Origin of the sequence: Mesoterricola sediminis, from assembly GCF_030295425.1 — a bacterium.
Lineage (GTDB): Bacteria > Acidobacteriota > Holophagae > Holophagales > Holophagaceae > Mesoterricola > Mesoterricola sediminis.
The window spans coordinates 3842120-3858165 of the sequence record NZ_AP027081.1 but is presented as its reverse complement, the minus strand read 5'-3'; the positions used below and the strand labels follow the sequence as shown (position 1 = coordinate 3858165).

Annotated in this window: 18 protein-coding genes and 2 pseudogenes; 10 read left to right on the top strand and 10 right to left on the bottom strand. The window is 68.8% G+C overall.

Annotation, left to right across the window (positions count from 1 at the left end; all coding sequences use genetic code 11):
• Window positions 1-16: 16 nt before the first annotated feature.
• From R2J75_RS16735 to R2J75_RS16720, 4 genes are read right to left on the bottom strand one after another with little or no spacing between them, the layout of a single operon-like run.
• Entirely contained in the window at window positions 17-478 is a 462-nt protein-coding gene (locus R2J75_RS16735; RefSeq protein ID WP_243345757.1) for a MauE/DoxX family redox-associated membrane protein, read from the bottom strand.
• On the bottom strand, window positions 475-1095 hold the full coding sequence (locus tag R2J75_RS16730; RefSeq protein WP_243335078.1) for a rhodanese-like domain-containing protein: 621 nt from the start codon (window positions 1093-1095) through the stop codon (window positions 475-477). Before R2J75_RS16730 ends, R2J75_RS16735 begins: the two co-directional genes overlap by 4 nt.
• A gap of 3 nt (window positions 1096-1098) precedes the next feature.
• Complete coding sequence (locus R2J75_RS16725; protein WP_243335075.1) at window positions 1099-2205, bottom strand: response regulator; 1107 nt, start codon at window positions 2203-2205, stop codon at window positions 1099-1101.
• The gene (locus tag R2J75_RS16720; protein WP_243335073.1) at window positions 2202-2570 is read right to left on the bottom strand and encodes a response regulator; all 369 of its coding nucleotides are present in this window, start codon (window positions 2568-2570) and stop codon (window positions 2202-2204) included. Before R2J75_RS16720 ends, R2J75_RS16725 begins: the two co-directional genes overlap by 4 nt.
• Window positions 2571-2725: 155 nt before the next feature.
• Between R2J75_RS16720 and R2J75_RS16715 the strand changes: the two are divergent.
• Window positions 2726-3432: pseudogene (locus tag R2J75_RS16715) on the top strand (IS5 family transposase).
• A gap of 303 nt (window positions 3433-3735) precedes the next feature.
• Here R2J75_RS16715 and R2J75_RS16710 read toward each other — a convergent pair.
• Window positions 3736-4860, bottom strand: a complete 1125-nt coding sequence (locus R2J75_RS16710; RefSeq protein WP_316410089.1) for an IS91 family transposase — start codon at window positions 4858-4860, stop codon at window positions 3736-3738.
• Between the two features lie 4 nt (window positions 4861-4864).
• A complete protein-coding gene (locus R2J75_RS16705) occupies window positions 4865-5704 on the bottom strand; it encodes a tyrosine-type recombinase/integrase (RefSeq protein ID WP_316410090.1) in 840 nt (279 codons plus the stop codon).
• A 328-nt stretch (window positions 5705-6032) separates the two neighbouring features.
• On the opposite strand from R2J75_RS16705, the pseudogene R2J75_RS20005 reads away from it, so the two are divergent.
• Window positions 6033-6227: pseudogene (locus R2J75_RS20005) on the top strand (GxxExxY protein); the annotation flags it as partial.
• A 204-nt stretch (window positions 6228-6431) separates the two neighbouring features.
• Here the strand turns inward: R2J75_RS20005 and R2J75_RS16700 are convergent.
• Window positions 6432-7400: a CobW family GTP-binding protein gene (locus tag R2J75_RS16700; RefSeq protein WP_243347571.1), complete on the bottom strand. Its 969-nt coding sequence runs from the start codon at window positions 7398-7400 to the stop codon at window positions 6432-6434.
• A gap of 44 nt (window positions 7401-7444) precedes the next feature.
• Between R2J75_RS16700 and R2J75_RS16695 the strand changes: the two genes are divergently transcribed.
• Together R2J75_RS16695 and R2J75_RS16690 are read left to right on the top strand one after the other, a co-directional pair.
• The gene (locus R2J75_RS16695) at window positions 7445-8701 is read left to right on the top strand and encodes a 3-deoxy-D-manno-octulosonic acid transferase (protein ID WP_316410659.1); all 1257 of its coding nucleotides are present in this window, start codon (window positions 7445-7447) and stop codon (window positions 8699-8701) included.
• Between the two features lie 27 nt (window positions 8702-8728).
• Window positions 8729-9646 (top strand): ATP-binding response regulator, encoded by a 918-nt coding sequence (locus tag R2J75_RS16690; protein WP_243335933.1) that lies wholly within the window; start codon window positions 8729-8731, stop codon window positions 9644-9646.
• A 56-nt stretch (window positions 9647-9702) separates the two neighbouring features.
• Here R2J75_RS16690 and trxA read toward each other — a convergent pair whose 3' ends face one another.
• From trxA to ribB, 3 genes are read right to left on the bottom strand one after another with little or no spacing between them, the layout of a single operon-like run.
• Window positions 9703-10023 (bottom strand): thioredoxin, encoded by a 321-nt coding sequence (gene trxA, locus R2J75_RS16685; RefSeq protein ID WP_243335934.1) that lies wholly within the window; start codon window positions 10021-10023, stop codon window positions 9703-9705.
• 43 nt (window positions 10024-10066) lie between these two features.
• Complete coding sequence (locus R2J75_RS16680) at window positions 10067-10561, bottom strand: Crp/Fnr family transcriptional regulator (RefSeq protein WP_243335935.1); 495 nt, start codon at window positions 10559-10561, stop codon at window positions 10067-10069.
• Window positions 10561-11631, bottom strand: a complete 1071-nt coding sequence (gene ribB, locus R2J75_RS16675; protein ID WP_243335937.1) for a 3,4-dihydroxy-2-butanone-4-phosphate synthase — start codon at window positions 11629-11631, stop codon at window positions 10561-10563. The genes R2J75_RS16680 and ribB overlap by 1 nt, the downstream gene beginning before the upstream one ends.
• A gap of 177 nt (window positions 11632-11808) precedes the next feature.
• On the opposite strand from ribB, the gene R2J75_RS16670 reads away from it, so the two are divergent.
• The 6 genes from R2J75_RS16670 to R2J75_RS16650 all read left to right on the top strand — a co-directional run bounded on the left by R2J75_RS16670 (window position 11809) and on the right by R2J75_RS16650 (window position 16020).
• Window positions 11809-12822 carry a DUF4388 domain-containing protein gene (locus R2J75_RS16670; RefSeq protein ID WP_316410658.1) on the top strand — a complete coding sequence of 338 codons (1014 nt, stop codon included), beginning with the start codon at window positions 11809-11811 and terminating at the stop codon, window positions 12820-12822.
• A gap of 17 nt (window positions 12823-12839) precedes the next feature.
• Window positions 12840-13982: a hypothetical protein gene (locus R2J75_RS16665; RefSeq protein ID WP_316410657.1), complete on the top strand. Its 1143-nt coding sequence runs from the start codon at window positions 12840-12842 to the stop codon at window positions 13980-13982.
• Complete coding sequence (locus R2J75_RS16660; protein ID WP_243335943.1) at window positions 13983-14912, top strand: cell division protein FtsX; 930 nt, start codon at window positions 13983-13985, stop codon at window positions 14910-14912. It begins immediately after the preceding gene.
• Between the two features lie 88 nt (window positions 14913-15000).
• Window positions 15001-15408: an IS5 family transposase gene (locus tag R2J75_RS20000; RefSeq protein ID WP_394365859.1), complete on the top strand. Its 408-nt coding sequence runs from the start codon at window positions 15001-15003 to the stop codon at window positions 15406-15408.
• On the top strand, window positions 15302-15757 hold the full coding sequence (locus R2J75_RS19995) for an IS5 family transposase (protein WP_394365924.1): 456 nt from the start codon (window positions 15302-15304) through the stop codon (window positions 15755-15757). The genes R2J75_RS20000 and R2J75_RS19995 overlap by 107 nt, the downstream gene beginning before the upstream one ends.
• Before the next feature lie 38 nt (window positions 15758-15795).
• Window positions 15796-16020: a GxxExxY protein gene (locus tag R2J75_RS16650; RefSeq protein WP_316410655.1), complete on the top strand. Its 225-nt coding sequence runs from the start codon at window positions 15796-15798 to the stop codon at window positions 16018-16020.
• Window positions 16021-16046: the final 26 nt, after the last annotated feature.

The window sequence follows — 16046 nt, the reverse complement described above, 5'->3', positions numbered from 1 at the left end:
ACCTCCTATTCTACCTTCACGCGGCGGGATTGCGAGGACGGGTCCCGAGCGCGTGGAGGGCGAGGAGGAGGAGGCCCAGGTCGCGCAGGATGTCCCAGCGCATGTCGGAGATCCGCTCGGCCTCGCTCCGGGCGCGTTCCCCGGTGGAGAAGCACCCGCAGTCCACGGGGCGGTGCCGGGCCAGGTTCACCGACAGGGCCAGGATGAAGGCCGCGAGGAGGGCGGCGATCCACCCCGCCGCGGCCCGGACCCAGACGCCGAGGCAGAGCGCGGCCCCGCAGGCCAGTTCCAGCCAGGGCACCACGAGGGCCGCGGGGTGGACGGCCCAGGCCGGGAAGAGGGCGTAGTTCCAGATCAGCTTCGCGAAGCCGGGGGGATCGGCGATCTTCGGCAGGGCCGCCGCCACGAAGACCGCCCCCAGGGCGATCTGCGCCCGGACCTGGAGCCAGGGATGGGCGAGGGCGCGGCGGAGGCTCACCGGGAGCCTCCCCGGGCCGTGGGCCGGCCCTGGGCGGTCCAGTCGGGCCAGCCGCCCCCGTAGACCAGCAGGTTCCGGTAGCCCAGTTCCAGGAGGCGCCGGGCCAGCAGATGGGAGTCCTCGCAGCCGCCGCCGGAGCAGTAGAGCACCAGGGGGGCCTTCGGGTCCGGGGCCGCCTGGGCCTCGAAGCGGGTGATGGCCTCGGCCGCGCCGTCCTCCCAGACGGGGATGCACCAGGCCCCGGCCACGTGACCGGCGGCGTAGTCCGCGCTGCGCCGGGCGTCCAGGAAGGGAATGCCCGCCCGGTAGGCCTCCCAGGCTTCGCCGGAGGTGAGGTCCCGCACCGGCGCGCCGGGGTCCGGCGGGAAGGGCCGGGGCCCGGGTTCAGGCGAGGCCTTCGGCGCCGCGGGGCGCGGCGCCGGGATCGGGGCCGGCGCGGGGTCGGCGGCCGGGGCCGCGGCCGTGGGCCCGGCGGGGGCGGCCGGGGCCGGGACGGGGACCCGGCCCGTCCAGGCCAGGCGCCGACCGGGTCCGGCCAGGGCGTTGGACACCGCCGCCAGCAGCCCGGCCACGGCCAGGAGCCACGCGGCGCGACGGATCAGTACGGGCGGGTTCACCCGTCAAGTTTCGGCCATCCACGCCTCCCGGATCAAGGCGATCTTCTCCTCGATCACGGCCGGATCCACGGGCTTGACCAGGTAGCCGTCGGCGTCGAAGACGAGGCTGGCCTTGATGTCGTCCACGCTTTCGCTGGCCGTGGTGACGAGCACGCGGCACCGCTGGGACCGGGGGATCCGCCGCTCGGACTCGAAGCGGCGCAGGGCGCTGAGGATCGCCAACCCGCTGAGATCGGGCAGGTGGAGGTCCAGGAAACAGACCTGGTAGGGTTCCCCGCGGTCCCAGGCGCGGGTGAACTGGGTGTAGCCCTCCCGCGCGGTGCCGGTCACCATGCAGGCCCCGAAGCGCTTGACGATGTGCGCCAGGACGGTGCTGGAGGCGGCATCGTCCTCGACGATGAGGAACCGGGCGCCCGGAACCTGGTCCAGGCCCTCGGGCAGGGGATGGGGCGCCTGCACCTCGATCAGGGGATCGAAGAACGTGCGCTCCAGTTCCTCCCGGGTCCGGGGCGAGGCGAAGAGGAGCTTGAGGACCTGCTCCTCGGGGCCGGCGGCGTAGGCGTCGTAGCCGGGGTGCATGGCCAGGAGGCTGCCGGCCTCGGCCACGTCCTCCATGACCGGCAGGGTGTCGAAGGTCTCCCGGTCCAGCCCCTGGCGGAAGAGCTTCTCGATCCGGTAGATGCCGTGGCCCGCGCGGAGGGCCGCCTCCAGGCGTTCCGTCTGCTCGGGGGTGAGGGGGAGCCCCAGGCCGGCCTGGGCGGTGGCGGGGCCGGGCGCAGGAGCCGCCCCGGTCCCTTCGCCGGGGGCCAGGTCCTGCGCCTGGTCCAGCACCTGCCGGGTGAGATCGATGCTCCGGAAGACCTCGTCCGACCAGGCGGAAGTCCAGTCCTCCCGTCCCCGGCGGATGCGGTCCAGGCCGTCCTCGAGCCGGTGGAACACGCCGGCCAGCTCCCGGAGGCCCGCGAAGCCCGCCAGGCTCTTCAGGTTGTGCACGGTGCGGAAGAGGAGGTGGACATGGGAGGCGTCTCCGCCGCTGTCGAGGGCCAGGGCTTCGTCCTCGAGCTGGTCCGCGAGGTCGGCGAGATGGGCCCCCTCCTCCGCAAGGTTCATGCGAGCCTCTTGAACAGTTCGTCCAGCTTGGCCTGATTGAAGGGCTTGACGATGTAGTGGAAGGCCCCGAGGGCCATCACCCGCTCCTTGACGTCGTTGCCTTCCAGGGTGGACAGGATGACCACGGGCACATCCTTGTACGTGGGCAGGCGCTTCACGGCCCGGAGGAATTCGGCGCCGTTCATGTTCGGCATCTCGAAGTCGCTGAAGACCAGGGAAAAGGTCTGCTGCTTGCACAGGGCGAGGCCCTCCTGGCCGTCCGTCGCCGCCAGGACCCGGTAGCCCTTGGCGCCCAGGGTCATCTTGATGAGGCTGCGATGAATGTCCGTGTCGTCCACGACCAGGGCGAGGGGCAGTTCGGCCATGGGTCCTCCCGTTCAGACCCCAGGCTACGGCGCCCCCCGACCCTGGAAAATAAGTCAAAACACCTAGGCTGTGTTCGGAATCTATAGATTAGATAAATAGTTAACTTGTACTCATACGTAAAGGCTCGTACACCACGAATTTTCCTGGGGTAACGATGCCGAGACGTTTCCTGACCGATGCCATGTGGGCAAAGCTTGAACCGCTCCTTCCGCCAGAGCGTGGAGGGATGGGGCGATCCCGTCACCCCAACCGTCCCATGGTGGAGGCGATCCTGTGGAGGCACAGGACTGGGGCGCCGTGGAGGGACCTGCCGGAGGAATCTGGACCTTGGACAAGCGTGTACACGCGATTTGAGGCCTGGACCAAGCGCGGCGTGTGGCAAAGGATCCTGGAGTTCCTGCGCAAGGAAGCCGACCTGGAGTGGGTCATGCTGGATGGCACCATCATTCGCGCTCATCAACATTCAGCAGGCAAAAGGGGGGGCTCTGGAACCAGGCGCTCGGACAATCTCGGGGTGGATGCTCGACCAAGATCCATTTGATCTGCGATGCCCACGGTAATCCTTTGGATTTCCTGGTCACTCCGGGGCAAGCCCATGGAAGCCGGTCTGCTGAAGGATTGCTGTGCGGTTGGCAGGCAGAGTACGTGTCCGGAGATCGGGCCTACGATGGGAACCCGGTAAGGAAGGCGATCGAGGCCATGGGTGCGACAGCCGTCATCCCACCTCATCCCCGGCGCAAGAATCCGGCGGCCTGGGACTCACACCTATACAAGGCCCGCCATGCCATCGAGCATGGGTTCGCCAAGCTCAAACAGTTCAGGGCGCTGGCCACCAGGTTCGACAAAACGGCGCGAAGTTAGTTAGTAAATCGGGCTCGCAGGAACACGAGCGTACGCCTTGACCGGCGCGCTGACGCGCAGCCCGATCTTACGTTCTTGGACAGGCCCGTAGCGGCAGGGGGCCGGCGCAACCGGGCTATGGGGATTTCGAAATGGGTCGGAGCCCGGGAGGGGACCCGATGGCTCCCTGGATCGTTCCGTGGGGCTCAGATTCGCCCTTCGGGATCACCGTTCCCGGCGGGATGCTGAGGTGCAGGCAGACCCCGGTCCAGCCACCCCAACCGGGCAGGCCGGGAGTTGATGTCATGGGCGTTGTGGGGACGGTCAGCATGGATCGTCCTCGGGCGGTGCGCGGATGGTGGCGGGCAGGGGTGTCCGACGGAGGGCCCCGCCGCAGACCGGGCAGGTCTGGGATTCGCGTTCCACCCGTTCCAGGTCGGATGGATCCTTCCGGGGCTTCTTGCAGGTCCCGACGATGGCCCTGGCCTTCTCCAGAAGGCCGCCAGCCTGGAGGGAGCCGTAGAGGCCGGCATGACGGATCTTGTGGAAGCCCGGGGGGAGGACGTGCTGGACCAGGCGCTCGAGGAACTCCACGGGGTGGACCGTTGCAGTGTTGCCGTTCTTGGTGGCGAACGTCACCCGGTCCTCGGTGACGTCCAGGAGCCGGGAGTTGGCGATGCCGACCCGGTGGGTGTACCGGGCCAGGTAGCCGGCCACATGGCTGGAGTGCCCGAACGGCTTCTTGGCGTGGACGCCCCAGTCCAGATCGCTGACCGTGGCCATCCGACTGGCGTAGAGTTCCTTCGGGACCTCAGGGAAGGCGCCCTTCGCCTGGAGCCGGCCCAGGGCGTTGAGCATCTTGGCCCGGAACACCTCACCCATCATGGCCACCGGGAACAGGTAATTCTTCCCGCTGGGGATGAAGCCTCCGCCGTCGAGGGCGAGGCCCCCGGCGGTGACCAGCACATGGAGGTGGGGGTGGAAGGTCAACTCCCGGGTCCAGGTGTGCAGCACCAGCAGCAGGCCGGGAATGGCCTTCAGTCGGCTCCGGAACAGCTTCAGGAGGGTCTTCGTCGCTGCCCGGAACAGGGCGCCGTAGAACTTGGCCGGATACTGCCGGGCCAGGAACCGCAGTTCCGCCGGGAGGGTGAACACCAGGTGGAAGTGGGGCACGTCCAGGAGGCGCTGGGTCTCCTTGTCGAGCCAGCGTTCCTGGGCCAGGGCCTGGCACTTGGGGCAGTGCCGGTCCCGGCAGGAGTTGTAGGCGATCCGCTCGAAGTCACCGTGCTCGCAGACCTCCTTGTGCCCGCCCAGGGCCGCGGTGCGGCATTGGCCGATGGCCGTGAGGACGCGGCGCTGCTGCCGGTTCAAGGCAACCCGGCTTTCCAGGGCGTCGCGGTGGAGGCGGACGATGTCGGCGATGTCGAAACGGGGTCGGGTGAACCCCACCGCCCTACTCCGGCAGGTCCTCCAGAGGGCTTCGCACGGCGGCGATCTGGCCTGGCGCCACCTGGGTGTAGATCTGGGTGGAGGTGATGCTGGCGTGGCCCAGGACCACCTGGATCTTGCGCAGGTCCTCGCCGCTCTCCAGCAGGTGGGTCGCGAACGCGTGGCGCAGAAGGTGGGGGTTCACGAACTTGCCGATGCCGGAGACGGCCGCTGCGCAAAGGAGGGCGCGCCGGGCGGTGTCCGCGCAGAGGGGCCCTCCCGACTTGGAGGCGAACAGCCAAGGCTTCGGGGGCTGCATGTGCTTGTAGTAGGTCCGCAGCGCCCGGTAGAGCTTGGCCCCCATGGGCACCATCCGGTCCTTGCCGCCCTTTCCATCGCGGACGTGGATCACCTGCTGCATGGCGTCGATGTCCCGGGTCTCGAGCCGGCAGGCCTCGTTGATCCGCAGGCCGGTGGCGTAGACCAGAGTGAAGAAGGTGCGGTATTTCGTGGTGGTGAACCCGTCCAGCAGCCGCGCAACCTCAGCCTGGCTCAAGGTGGAAGGCAGGTGGGCCTTGGCCTTGGGGACGGTGATCCAGGCCACCTTCTCGGGCTGGCCCAGGGTCCGGGCATAGAGGAACTTCAAGGCTGAGTAGTGGAGGGCCAGCCGGGAGGCTCCGATGGCCTGCTGCCGGAGGACGTCCACCCACCGCCGCACCGATTCCTGGCTGGCGTCGCATGGGTCGTGGCCAAGGAATTCCTCGAAACGCCTCACCGATGCGACGTACTGCTGGATCGTCTTATGGGCGCGGTTCGCCATTTGAAGGTCCCCGGCGAACCGGGACAGAGATAAACTGACCGCCATTGCAGTCCTCCATGAATGTGGGGCTGGTGCTGTAACACCGCCACATCCATGGGGACTGCAAGCTGTAGATCCCGCAAGCCTTATTGGACGATCAGGCTGGACGGACGCTGATCACCCCTGCCGCGAAGCGGCTTCGTCCAATTCTCAGCCCAGGTGGCTTTGGCCTGCATCGTGATCTGGCTGAGGCTATGAGCGGAGGGTGACAAGCGTTCCGGATCCTCATTGATCCTATGAAACGCGGAGGCGCGGAGGATCTCGCAGAGGGTCGCGGAGGAAAGCGCTCCTGGAACCTGCCACCTCCCAATGACACGTCCCAACGGGAGGCGTGATGGGAAGGCATTGGGGAGAGGTCGACGGGGAGGATCATCCGCACAAGGAGATCACCCAGGCCATCATCGGGGAGGCCATCGAGATCCAGAAGGCTCTGGGGCACGGACTCCTGGAAGATCCCTACAAGGTCTGTCTGGCGCACTCCCTGAGACTGGCCGGCCATAAGGTGAAGCGGGAGGTTTTCCTGGATATCGAGTGGAGGGGGCTTGTGGGCTTGATCCTTTCTCCGCGAGCCTCAGCGAGATCCTCCGCGCCTCCGCGTTCCAATAGGATGCTGCGAATGCGCGGCGCCATCAGGCACTGCAGCACAGACTCACTATTCCAGCTCCTCCATGCTCCGGCACGGATGGGTATTAGCCATTACTATCCTAGATTACGAACACACCCTAGGTGCTTTCTAGTCCGTCACCAGGCTCCCGCGCTGAAGCCCGAGCAGGTCCGCGCGCCAGGCGGGCATGTCCAGGTCGAGGCCGATGACCACGCCGGCGCAGGGCGCGGGGGTGCCGCCGGGCAGGAGCGGGAGGGGGGCCACCTCCAGGCGGCCGTCGGCCAACTGGAAGGCCCAGCGGTCGCTGCCATCGTTCCGGGGGGGCCACTGGGCGAAGACGCAGACGCCCTTCGCCCGCAGGACCTCGCCCCGGGCCGGGGGCCGCAGGAAGAGCGCCTCCAGGGCCTCGGGATCCAGGGGACGGTCCCAGGCCACCGTCAGGGCCCGGGCCCCGGCGAAGCTCACCCGGCCCGTGGAGGCGGGGGCCTCGGGCAGCAGGCCCTCCCAGGGGTCGGGGCTCCCGGCGGGCGCCACCCCCAGGCGCGTCTGGACGATGGCGTGGCCGGGGTAGGCGGCGCGGATCTGGCTCTCCCAGGCCACCGCCAGGCTCGGGTCCAGGTCCGCCTTGCTCACGTACACCAGGCTGGCGAGGGCCGCCTGGCGGCGCAGCAGGGCGCGCTGCTCCAGGTGGTGCAGGGGGGTCAGGGCCGAGACTACGGTCAGGCAGCCTGCAAGGCGGATGCCCCCCAGGGCGGGGTCCGTCTCCAGGTCCACCAGGTCGGTGGGGTCCGCCAGTCCGGTCGTTTCCAGGACCACCCGGTCCGGACGGGTCTCGGGGGGGGCTCCGGCCCATTCGGCCAGGACCTTCACCACATCGGCCTTGAGGCTGCAGCAGGCGCAGCCGTTCACCAGGTTGGCGATGCCCGCCAGCTCCGGGCGCTCGGCGTCCACCAGCACCCCGTCCACGCTCACGGACCCGAACTCATTGATCAGGACGGCCACCTTGCGGCCCCGCCCCAGCTCCTCCCGGAGCAGGCGGTTCACCACCGTGGTCTTCCCCGAGCCCAGGGGACCCGTCACGAGCAGAACATCGAGCATGGGCGGCCTTTCCGTATCCACCTCGATCATGGCACGCTGAAGCCATGGATTGGGTGGACAGCAGCTACCTGGTGGCCGTATCCCTGGCTGGGGCGGTCGCCCGGGCCCTGAAGCGGGGCCTTCCCCCGGACTGGCGCCTGCGCCTGGAGGCCTCGCCCTGCGAGGACCTGGCGCAGGGCTGGATCTGGGTGCACGCGGTGAGCGTGGGGGAACTGCTCCTGGCCGAAGGTCTGCTCGGCATCCTCCGGGACGCGGGGCACCGCCTGCACGTGACCACGGGGACGGCCAACGGCCTCGCCCTCCTGGAACGCCGCCTGCCAGGATGGGACCGGGGGACGGGCCGGGTCACAGGCGGCGCCTTCCCCCTGGACGATCCCCGGGGCCTGGCCCCCTTCCTGCGGGTGCCCCCGGGCGCCTTCGTGTGCCTGGAGACGGAGATCTGGCCGAACCTGCTCCGGGAACTGGAGGCCCGCGGCATTCCCAGGTGCATCGTGAACGGGCGGCTCACCCCGCGGAGCCTCGCCCGGGGAGGCCGTTGGCTTGGTCGTGCGGCATCCCGCCTGACCCTCGTGGCGGCCCGGGACGCGGCCTCGGCGGAGGCCTGGCGGACCCTCGGGGCCCCCCGGGTGGACCTGGGCGGCAACCTGAAGGCGGACCTGCCCGAACCCCGGCCCCTGCACGCCGGATGGACCCTTCTGCGGGAGGCCTGGGCGGCCGACCCCGTCCTCGTGGCGGGCAACACGGTGGAGGGGGAGGAGGCGGCCCTGCTCGACCTGTGGACCGGGTTGCGGGCGGCCTGGCCCGGCCTGCGCCTCATCCTGGCCCCGCGCCAGCCCCGCCGCTTCCAGGAGGTGGCCGGCCTCCTGGCGGGCCAACCCTTCCGGCGGGCCTCGGAGCCCTGGCCCGGGGACGCCCGGGCCTGGGCGGACACGGGCATCCTCCTCGCGGACACCCTGGGCGAACTGGCCTCGGCCTACCGGGAGGGCACCCTGGCCCTCGTGGGGGGCGGCTGGGGCTGGCACGGGGGGCACAACCCCCTGGAGCCGGTGCGCTTCGGCCTGCCGACCCTGATCGGCCCGGGGTTCGCCAATTTCGAGGACCTGGTGGTCCCCCTCCGGGAGGCGGGGCTGGTGGAGGTCCTGCCCCTCGATGGCCTGGCTGGCCGGATCGGAGCCCTGCTGGCGGCCACGCCTTTGCGCCCCGCCCTGGCCGGGAAGCCGGTACCCTATCCGGAAGCCCTCACGGGAACCCTGGGAAAAACAGCCGCATTGCTCAAGAATTGCCTACCTCCCGCACGATAAGGAACGTATCCCCCGGAGTCCGTCCCCATGAGCCATCCCCAGCCGCCTCATGTTCTGCTCATTGATGACGACGTGGCCGTGCTGGGCCTGGTGGGGGACGCCCTCACCCACTTCGGGATGCGGGTGCACCCCTTTTCCGAGGCGAACCGCGCCCTGCGCCTCCTGGAGGACCCCGAATCCCCCCAGTTCGACCTGGTCATCTCCGACATCAACATGGACGGGATGGACGGCTTCGACGTAATCAACCGGGTCAAGTCCACCCATCCCAACCTGCCCGTCGTCCTCATGACGGGGCAGGCCAGCCTGGACTACGCCATCCGGGCCATGCGCATGGGCGCGGCCAACCTGTTCCAGAAGCCCCTCACCATCCGGGAGCTGGTGAACAGCGTGTTCCACCTGGTGGACCTCCACCGGGAGATCCGCCTGGCCGAGAGCGGCCTCCGGGGCATGGTGGAGGAACGCCGCGTCTTCCGGGCAAGGGCCGACGAGCTCGACATCCCCAGCCTCGTCACGCACCTGACGGACCGGCTCGTGCCCATGGGCTTCGCCAAGGCCACGAACGTGGACGTCATCGCCATGGCCTTCCACGAGGCGCTGGTCAACGCCCTGGAGCACGGCTGCCTCGAGCTGGACTCGGGGCTCAAGGGCGACCTCTTCGCCGAGAAGGACGCCTACGCCGCCCAGATGCAGGAGCGCCTCGCGGACCCGCGCTACGCCCACCGCCACATCGAGATCGAAAGCGTGCTCACCGGCGACAGCTTCACCGTGGCCATCCGGGACGGCGGGCCCGGGTTCGACACGGCCACCGTGGCCAACATCTCCGACGTGGACCTGAACCGCCAGTGCGGCCGCGGCCTGCCCCTGATCCTCCTCGTGATGGACGAGGTGATCCACAACCCCGCCGGCAACGAGATCCGCCTGGTCCTGGCCAAGAAGGAAGCCTGAGGCGTACGCGGAAGGGCCGGACGCCGCGGGGCGTCCGGCCCTTCCGTGCGGGGATCCTACAGGGCCTGCTCGATGAAGGCCTTCAGGGCGGGCTTGGCCTGGCCGCCGACCTTCTGATCCACCCGCTTGCCGTCCTTGAAGAGGAGGAGGGTGGGGATGGACATGACGCCGAACTGGCCGGCGACGACGGGGTTCTCGTCCACGTTGATCTTGACGATCTGGGCCTTGCCCTGGAGCTCGCCGGCGAGCTCGTCCAGGATGGGGGCGATCATGCGGCAGGGGCCGCACCAGGGGGCCCAGAAGTCGATGAGCGTGACGCCCTGGGCGACGGTCTGCTGGAATTCACCATCGGTGATGTGCTTGACGAGGTCAGACATGTTTCTCCTCTCGGGTCGGGGATCGCCCGGTCGTGGGACCGGGTCAGGGAATGGGGAACAGGTTGGCCTGGGGCATGCCGCCCCCCCATTGTGCCAGGGTGAACACGGTCATGTAACGTTCGTTGGTTTCCCGCAGGCGCTGGGTCAGGACCTCGCACAGCGCGTAGAGGACCTTCAGGGCGATGCCGTGGTGGGTCTCGATCAGGCCGCGGAGGGCCTGGAGGGGGATGAAGAAGGTGCCCGTGGGGCCGTTGGCGATGGCGTCGGCCGCCCGGGGCGAATCGTCCACCAGGGCCATCTCGCCGAAGAAGGCGTTGGGGCCCAGGATCGCGAGGGCCTCCTCGCCGGCCGCGGCGTGCTTGCTGATGCGCACCTCGCCGGTGACGACGATGTAGAGTCCGTCCCCAGGGTCGCCTTCCCGGAATATGACCTCCTCCCCCGCGTGGGCCCTGGGCTGGCCGATGGCCAGGATCCGGGCGCGCTCCGCCTCGTCCAGGTTCCTGAACAGGGGCGAGGCTTGGAGGAATTGAGAATTCATTATTGGGCGTCCAGGTGCACGTGGCCTACGATGTCCAGCCCGAAGCCACGGAGACCAATATACTTCTTTTCCTGACGGCTCAGGAGCCGCATTTCCCGGACGCCCAGGGACTCCAGGATCTGCGCGCCGACGCCCACATCCCGGTCCGAGAGCGGGCCCTGGGCGGCGCCTTCGGGGGCCCCGGCGGGACGGCGGAGGTAGACGAGGACGCCCCGGCCCTCGCGGCGGAGGGCCTCCATGGCCTGATGGAAGGGCGTGGGCTCCACGCCTCCGAACCCGTCCAGGTCCGCGGGGAGGCTCTCCTGGTGGACCCGCACCAGCGGCGGATCACCGGCCAGGTCGCCCAGCACGAAGGCCATGTGGGTGTTGCCGTCCAGCAGGCTCTCGAAGCGGTGGATGTGGAGGCTGCCCCAGGGGGTCTCCCGGCGCGCGGCGCCGAGGGGGCGGATGATGGGATCGACCCGCAGGCGGTGGGCCACCAGGGCCGCCACGGTCACCAGGGGCAGATCGAACTTCCGGCAGAAGGGGATCAGGTCCGGCACCCGGGCCATGGTCCCATCGTCCTTCATGATCTCGCAGATGACCCCCGAAGGGTGGAGGCCCGCCAGGCGCGCCAGGTCCACCGAGGCCTCGGTCTGGCCCGTGCGCGCCAGGACGCCGCCGGCCCGGGCCCGGAGCGGAAAGACGTGGCCCGGCTTGACGAAATCCGAGGGCTTGGCCCCGGGGGCGACGAGGGCCTGGATCGTGCGGGCCCGGTCGTGGGCGGAGATGCCCGTGCTCGTGCCTTCCCGGGCCTCGACGCTGACGCAGAAGGCCGTCTCGAAGGGGCTGGTGTTGTCCTGCACCATCTGGGGGATGTGGAGGCGGTCCAGGAGCCCCCCCTCCAGGGCGGTGCAGATGAGGCCGCGCCCGTGGGTGGCCATGAAGGCGATCAGCTCGGGGGTCACCTTCTCGGCCGCCAGGGTCAGGTCCCCCTCGTTCTCCCGGTCCTCGTCGTCCACGACGACGACCATGCGTCCCTGCCGGATGGCCTCGATGGCGGTTTCGATCTCTGAAAAGGGCGTGTCCACGGTCGCTTCCTGAAAACTGGATTGTAGGCCCGAATCCAGGCTCCCTTCCAGGAACCTCCGGGTCCGCGGCGGCACCCATCATCGGGTGACCTTCAGGGGGACCGTGCTAGGATTCTCTCTAAGCATACCTTTACTCGAGAGGGAATCTCCATGTCCCAAGGGCTGATCCAAGGTTCCATGCGGGAAGCCCCGCTCCCCGACATCATCCAGCTGGTGAGCCAGGGTGGGAAGACGGGGTGCTTCCACGTGGCGGACGAGCCGCGGAAGGCCCGGATCTATCTGAAGGACGGCAAGATCGTCCACGCCGTCACCAACGACTGCGAGGGCCTGGACGCCATCTACGAAATCGCCCTCTGGCTCGACGGCACCTACCATTTCGAGGAGAAGGACCCGGGGACCGAGGTGACCATCACCAAGCCCAACCCGTCCATCCTCATGGAAATGCATAAACGCATGGACGAATGGCGGGTGATCAGCCAGAAGATCCCCTCGCTGGACCTCCATCCCCAGTCCACCCTGCTTCCGGGCGAGACGCCTTCCGGCGTCAATCCCCGCGAGGCCCGGCTGCTGGCCCTCGTCACCGGGTGGTACACCGTCCATGAGCTGGCCGAGGTCCTGGAAAAGCCCGTGCTGACCATCGCCAAGGATCTCTATGGGCTCGTCATGGCCGGCCACGTGATCCTCAAGGGCGTCCGCGGCGGCCGGCGCCCGGAGGTGCCGGTCCACGAAGCGCCCCCCCAGGACCTGCCTGCCGCGCCCGAGCCCGCGCCGGCCCCGGAACCCGTCCCCGTCTCCGTCTCCATCCCCGCGCCCGTTCCGGAGCCGGTTCCCGAGCCGGTCCCGCCCCCGGTGGCGCCCGCCGAACCTGCCCGCGTGGAGATCCGACCGCTTCCCCATCCCGCGCCCCATCCCACGGCCCGTCCGGTGGTCCAGGATCCGGTCAAGCTGGCGAAGCTCACCAATTTCACCCAGCGCATCGTCCAGGCCTCCAAGGCCGTCCTGCCGCCGGAGCACCACGACATGGTCAACAAGCTCCAGGCCAGGGCCAATCAGCAGCTCATGGCTGGCGAGGGCCCCGAGGCCGTGAAGAACCTGGCCCTGGCGGTGTCCCGGGGCGCCGTGGACGCGGGCTGCGACGGGGAGACCGTCAAGAACCTCAACGCGGGCCTCAAGGCCCTCTTCGCCAAGTGACCCCAGGACGTACCCGCATGACCAGACCCAGGCTCCTCCTCGCCGTCCCGGCCCTTCTCGCCCTCCTCGCCGCGACGGCCTGCGTGGATCCCAAACCCGGGGACACGAGCAGGACCATGGTCTACGTGTACGACGAGACCGGCCAGCAGGTGCTCGTCTGGAACGACGTCAACGCCCTCTACGACGCCGCCTCCAGCGGCACGGCGGCGCCGTCCCCCGACCGGGTCATCACGAGTTCGGCCCTCCTCACCGGGCGCGGCGCCATGGCCTGGGGCGGCATGGCCCTCAACCCCTCGGCGGAGCTCCTCTACCTGGTGTACGAGAACGGCGCGGTGGTGCGCATCTCCAACGTGGCGAACCAGAGCGGCAACCTGAGCAACGTCACCGACATCGTCTCCTTCAACCTGGGCAACAGCAGCTCCACCACCGATCACTACTCCAACTACTATTTCGACCAGGCCGCCCTCGACCCCACGACGGGCACGCTCTACGCCCTCGAGAAGGGGAACAGCAGCGCCAGCCGCATCTGGGTGGTGGCCTCGCCGGCGGCGATCGCCAACAACACGACGCTCCCCCTGGGCACGGTGATCGGGAACGACCTCACCTCGGACACCGGCGGCTCCGGCCTGACCGCGGGCAGCTCGGGCACCGTCCTGGCCTGGTTCAAGGACGGGAACCAGGTCCCCGACGCCCTGGGCACCTACTACACCGGCTTCCGGGCGCGGCTCTCCTCCGGCGGCAGCTTCGCCCTGGCCAGCAACGTGATCATCGGGACCCAGGCCCTCCTGGGGGACACCTCGACGACGTGGGCCTCCCTGGCCTTCGATTCGGCCAACAACCGGGTCTACATCCTGCGCCAGCTCGCGTCGGGCAATCCCGTGATCGCCTTCAACCAGAGCCAGTTCACCATCGGCACCCTGACCCAGACTCCCTACGCCTCGCTGCCCGACGGCAGCCTCCCCAACCTGCGCACCCTCGCCCACGCCCGCACCAAGGACTGGATGGCGGGGGCCGACGTGGTCACGGGCACGGGGAACGGCACGGGCACGAACATCCTGCGGCTGTGGAAGGGCCCCAGCACCGGCACGGTCAAGTCCGTGGCGGTCAGCCTGGGCGCGGGCGTGGCCATCAAGGGCATCGCCCTGGACGGGAGCCTGTAGATGGTGCTGCACCGCCTCCTGGGCGTCCTGGCCCGGGACGTCGCCAAGGATCTGCTCCGCCACCGGGGACAGCATCTCCTCGCCATCCTCACCCTCGCCTCGGGCCTGTTCCTGGCCGGGGGCGGCCTGCTGGTGGTGCAGGGGCTGGACCGCTGGGTCTCCCGCATGGAGGCCCTGGCGCGCATCACGCTCTTCGCGGGGGAGGGGGGCACCCTGGACCAGGCGGAGGCGCAGCTCGCCCGGGACCCCCGGTTCGTGCAGGTCCGCCGCGTCAGCTCCCAGGAGGGCACCCGCCGGTTCATGGAGACCACCCGCGACGCGGGCCTGATGCTGAAGAGCCTGGGCGAGCCCATCCCCGAGACCCTCGAGCTCTCTCTGCGCCCCGACCTCCGCTCGGGACGGCGGGCCATCGAAGTGGGCGAGAGCCTGCGGAACCTCCCCGGCGTCGGGGACGTGGTGGTGGACCAGGAGCGCATGGAGGGCCTCCAGCGCGCGGCGCGCCTCCTCCGTTCCGCCCTGGGCTCCTTCGGCGCCCTCCTGCTGATCGCCGCGGGTTTCGCCACCGGCAACGTCATCCGCATGTGCGTCATGGCCCGGGAGGAGGAGATCACCATCATGCGCCTCGTCGGCGCCACCGAGGGCTTCATCCGGACCCCCCTCCTGGTGGAGGGCGCGGTGCTCGGCCTCCTGGGCAGCGCCGGGGCCGTCCTGGGCCTCCTCGGCCTCTGGTGGCCCCTCCACCGCGGCGTGGGCGGGCTCTCCCCCCTCCTCGTGGAACTGGCGCGGACGGGCTTCTTCTCGCCCTGGAACGTCCTCCTCCTGGTGGCCATCGGCATGGCCACCGGCGCCCTCGGCGCCCTGTGGGGGTTCTGGTCCACCCAGCGCGCCGTGCGCCGCATGGAAGCGCTGATGGAGGAGCGGGGCGCCTAGGCTGTGTTCGGAATCTATAGATTAGATAAATAGTTAACTTGTACTCATACGTAAAGGCTCGTACACCACGAATTTTCCTGGGGTAACGATGCCGAGACGTTTCCTGACCGATGCCATGTGGGCAAAGCTTGAACCGCTCCTTCCGCCAGAGCGTGGAGGGATGGGGCGATCCCGTCACCCCAACCGTCCCATGGTGGAGGCGATCCTGTGGAGGCACAGGACTGGGGCGCCGTGGAGGGACCTGCCGGAGGAATTTGGACCTTGGACAAGCGTGTACACGCGATTTGAGGCCTGGACCAAGCGCGGCGTGTGGCAAAGGATCCTGGAGTTCCTGCGCAAGGAAGCCGACCTGGAGTGGGTCATGCTGGATGGCACCATCATTCGCGCTCATCAACATTCAGCAGGCAAAAGGGGGGGGGCTCTGGAACCAGGCGCTCGGACGATCTCGGGGTGGATGCTCGACCAAGATCCATTTGATCTGCGATGCCCACGGTAATCCTTTGGATTTCCTGGTCACTCCGGGGCAAGCCCATGAAAGCCGGTCTGCTGAAGGATTGCTGTGCGGTTGGCAGGCAGAGTACGGGTTCGGAGATCGGGCCTACGATGGGAACCCGGTAAGGAAGGCGATCGAGGCCATGGGTGCGACAGCCGTCATCCCACCTCATCCCCGGCGCAAGAATCCGGCGGCCTGGGACTCACACCTATACAAGGCCCGCCATGCCATCGAGCATGGGTTCGCCAAGCTCAAACAGTTCAGGGCGCTGGCCACCAGGTTCGACAAAACGGCGCGAAGTTTCTCAGCCCAGGTGGCTTTGGCCTGCATCGTGATCTGGCTGAGGCTATGAGCGGAGGGTGACAAGCGTTCCGGATCCTCATTGATCCTATGAAACGCGGAGGCGCGGAGGATCTCGCAGAGGGTCGCGGAGGAAAGCGCTCCTGGAACCTGCCCCTGGATATCGAGTGGAGGGGGCTTGTGGTTGAGCGGGCCTACCGGCTGGATTTGCTGGTTGACGACCTCGTGGTCGTGGAGGCGAAGGCGGAATGGAGGTCGGCCTGCTCCTCAATTCCCGTCAGTGGCCTTTCAAAGACGGTGGAATCAAGCGGGTGATACATACAAGGGCTTGATCCTTTCTC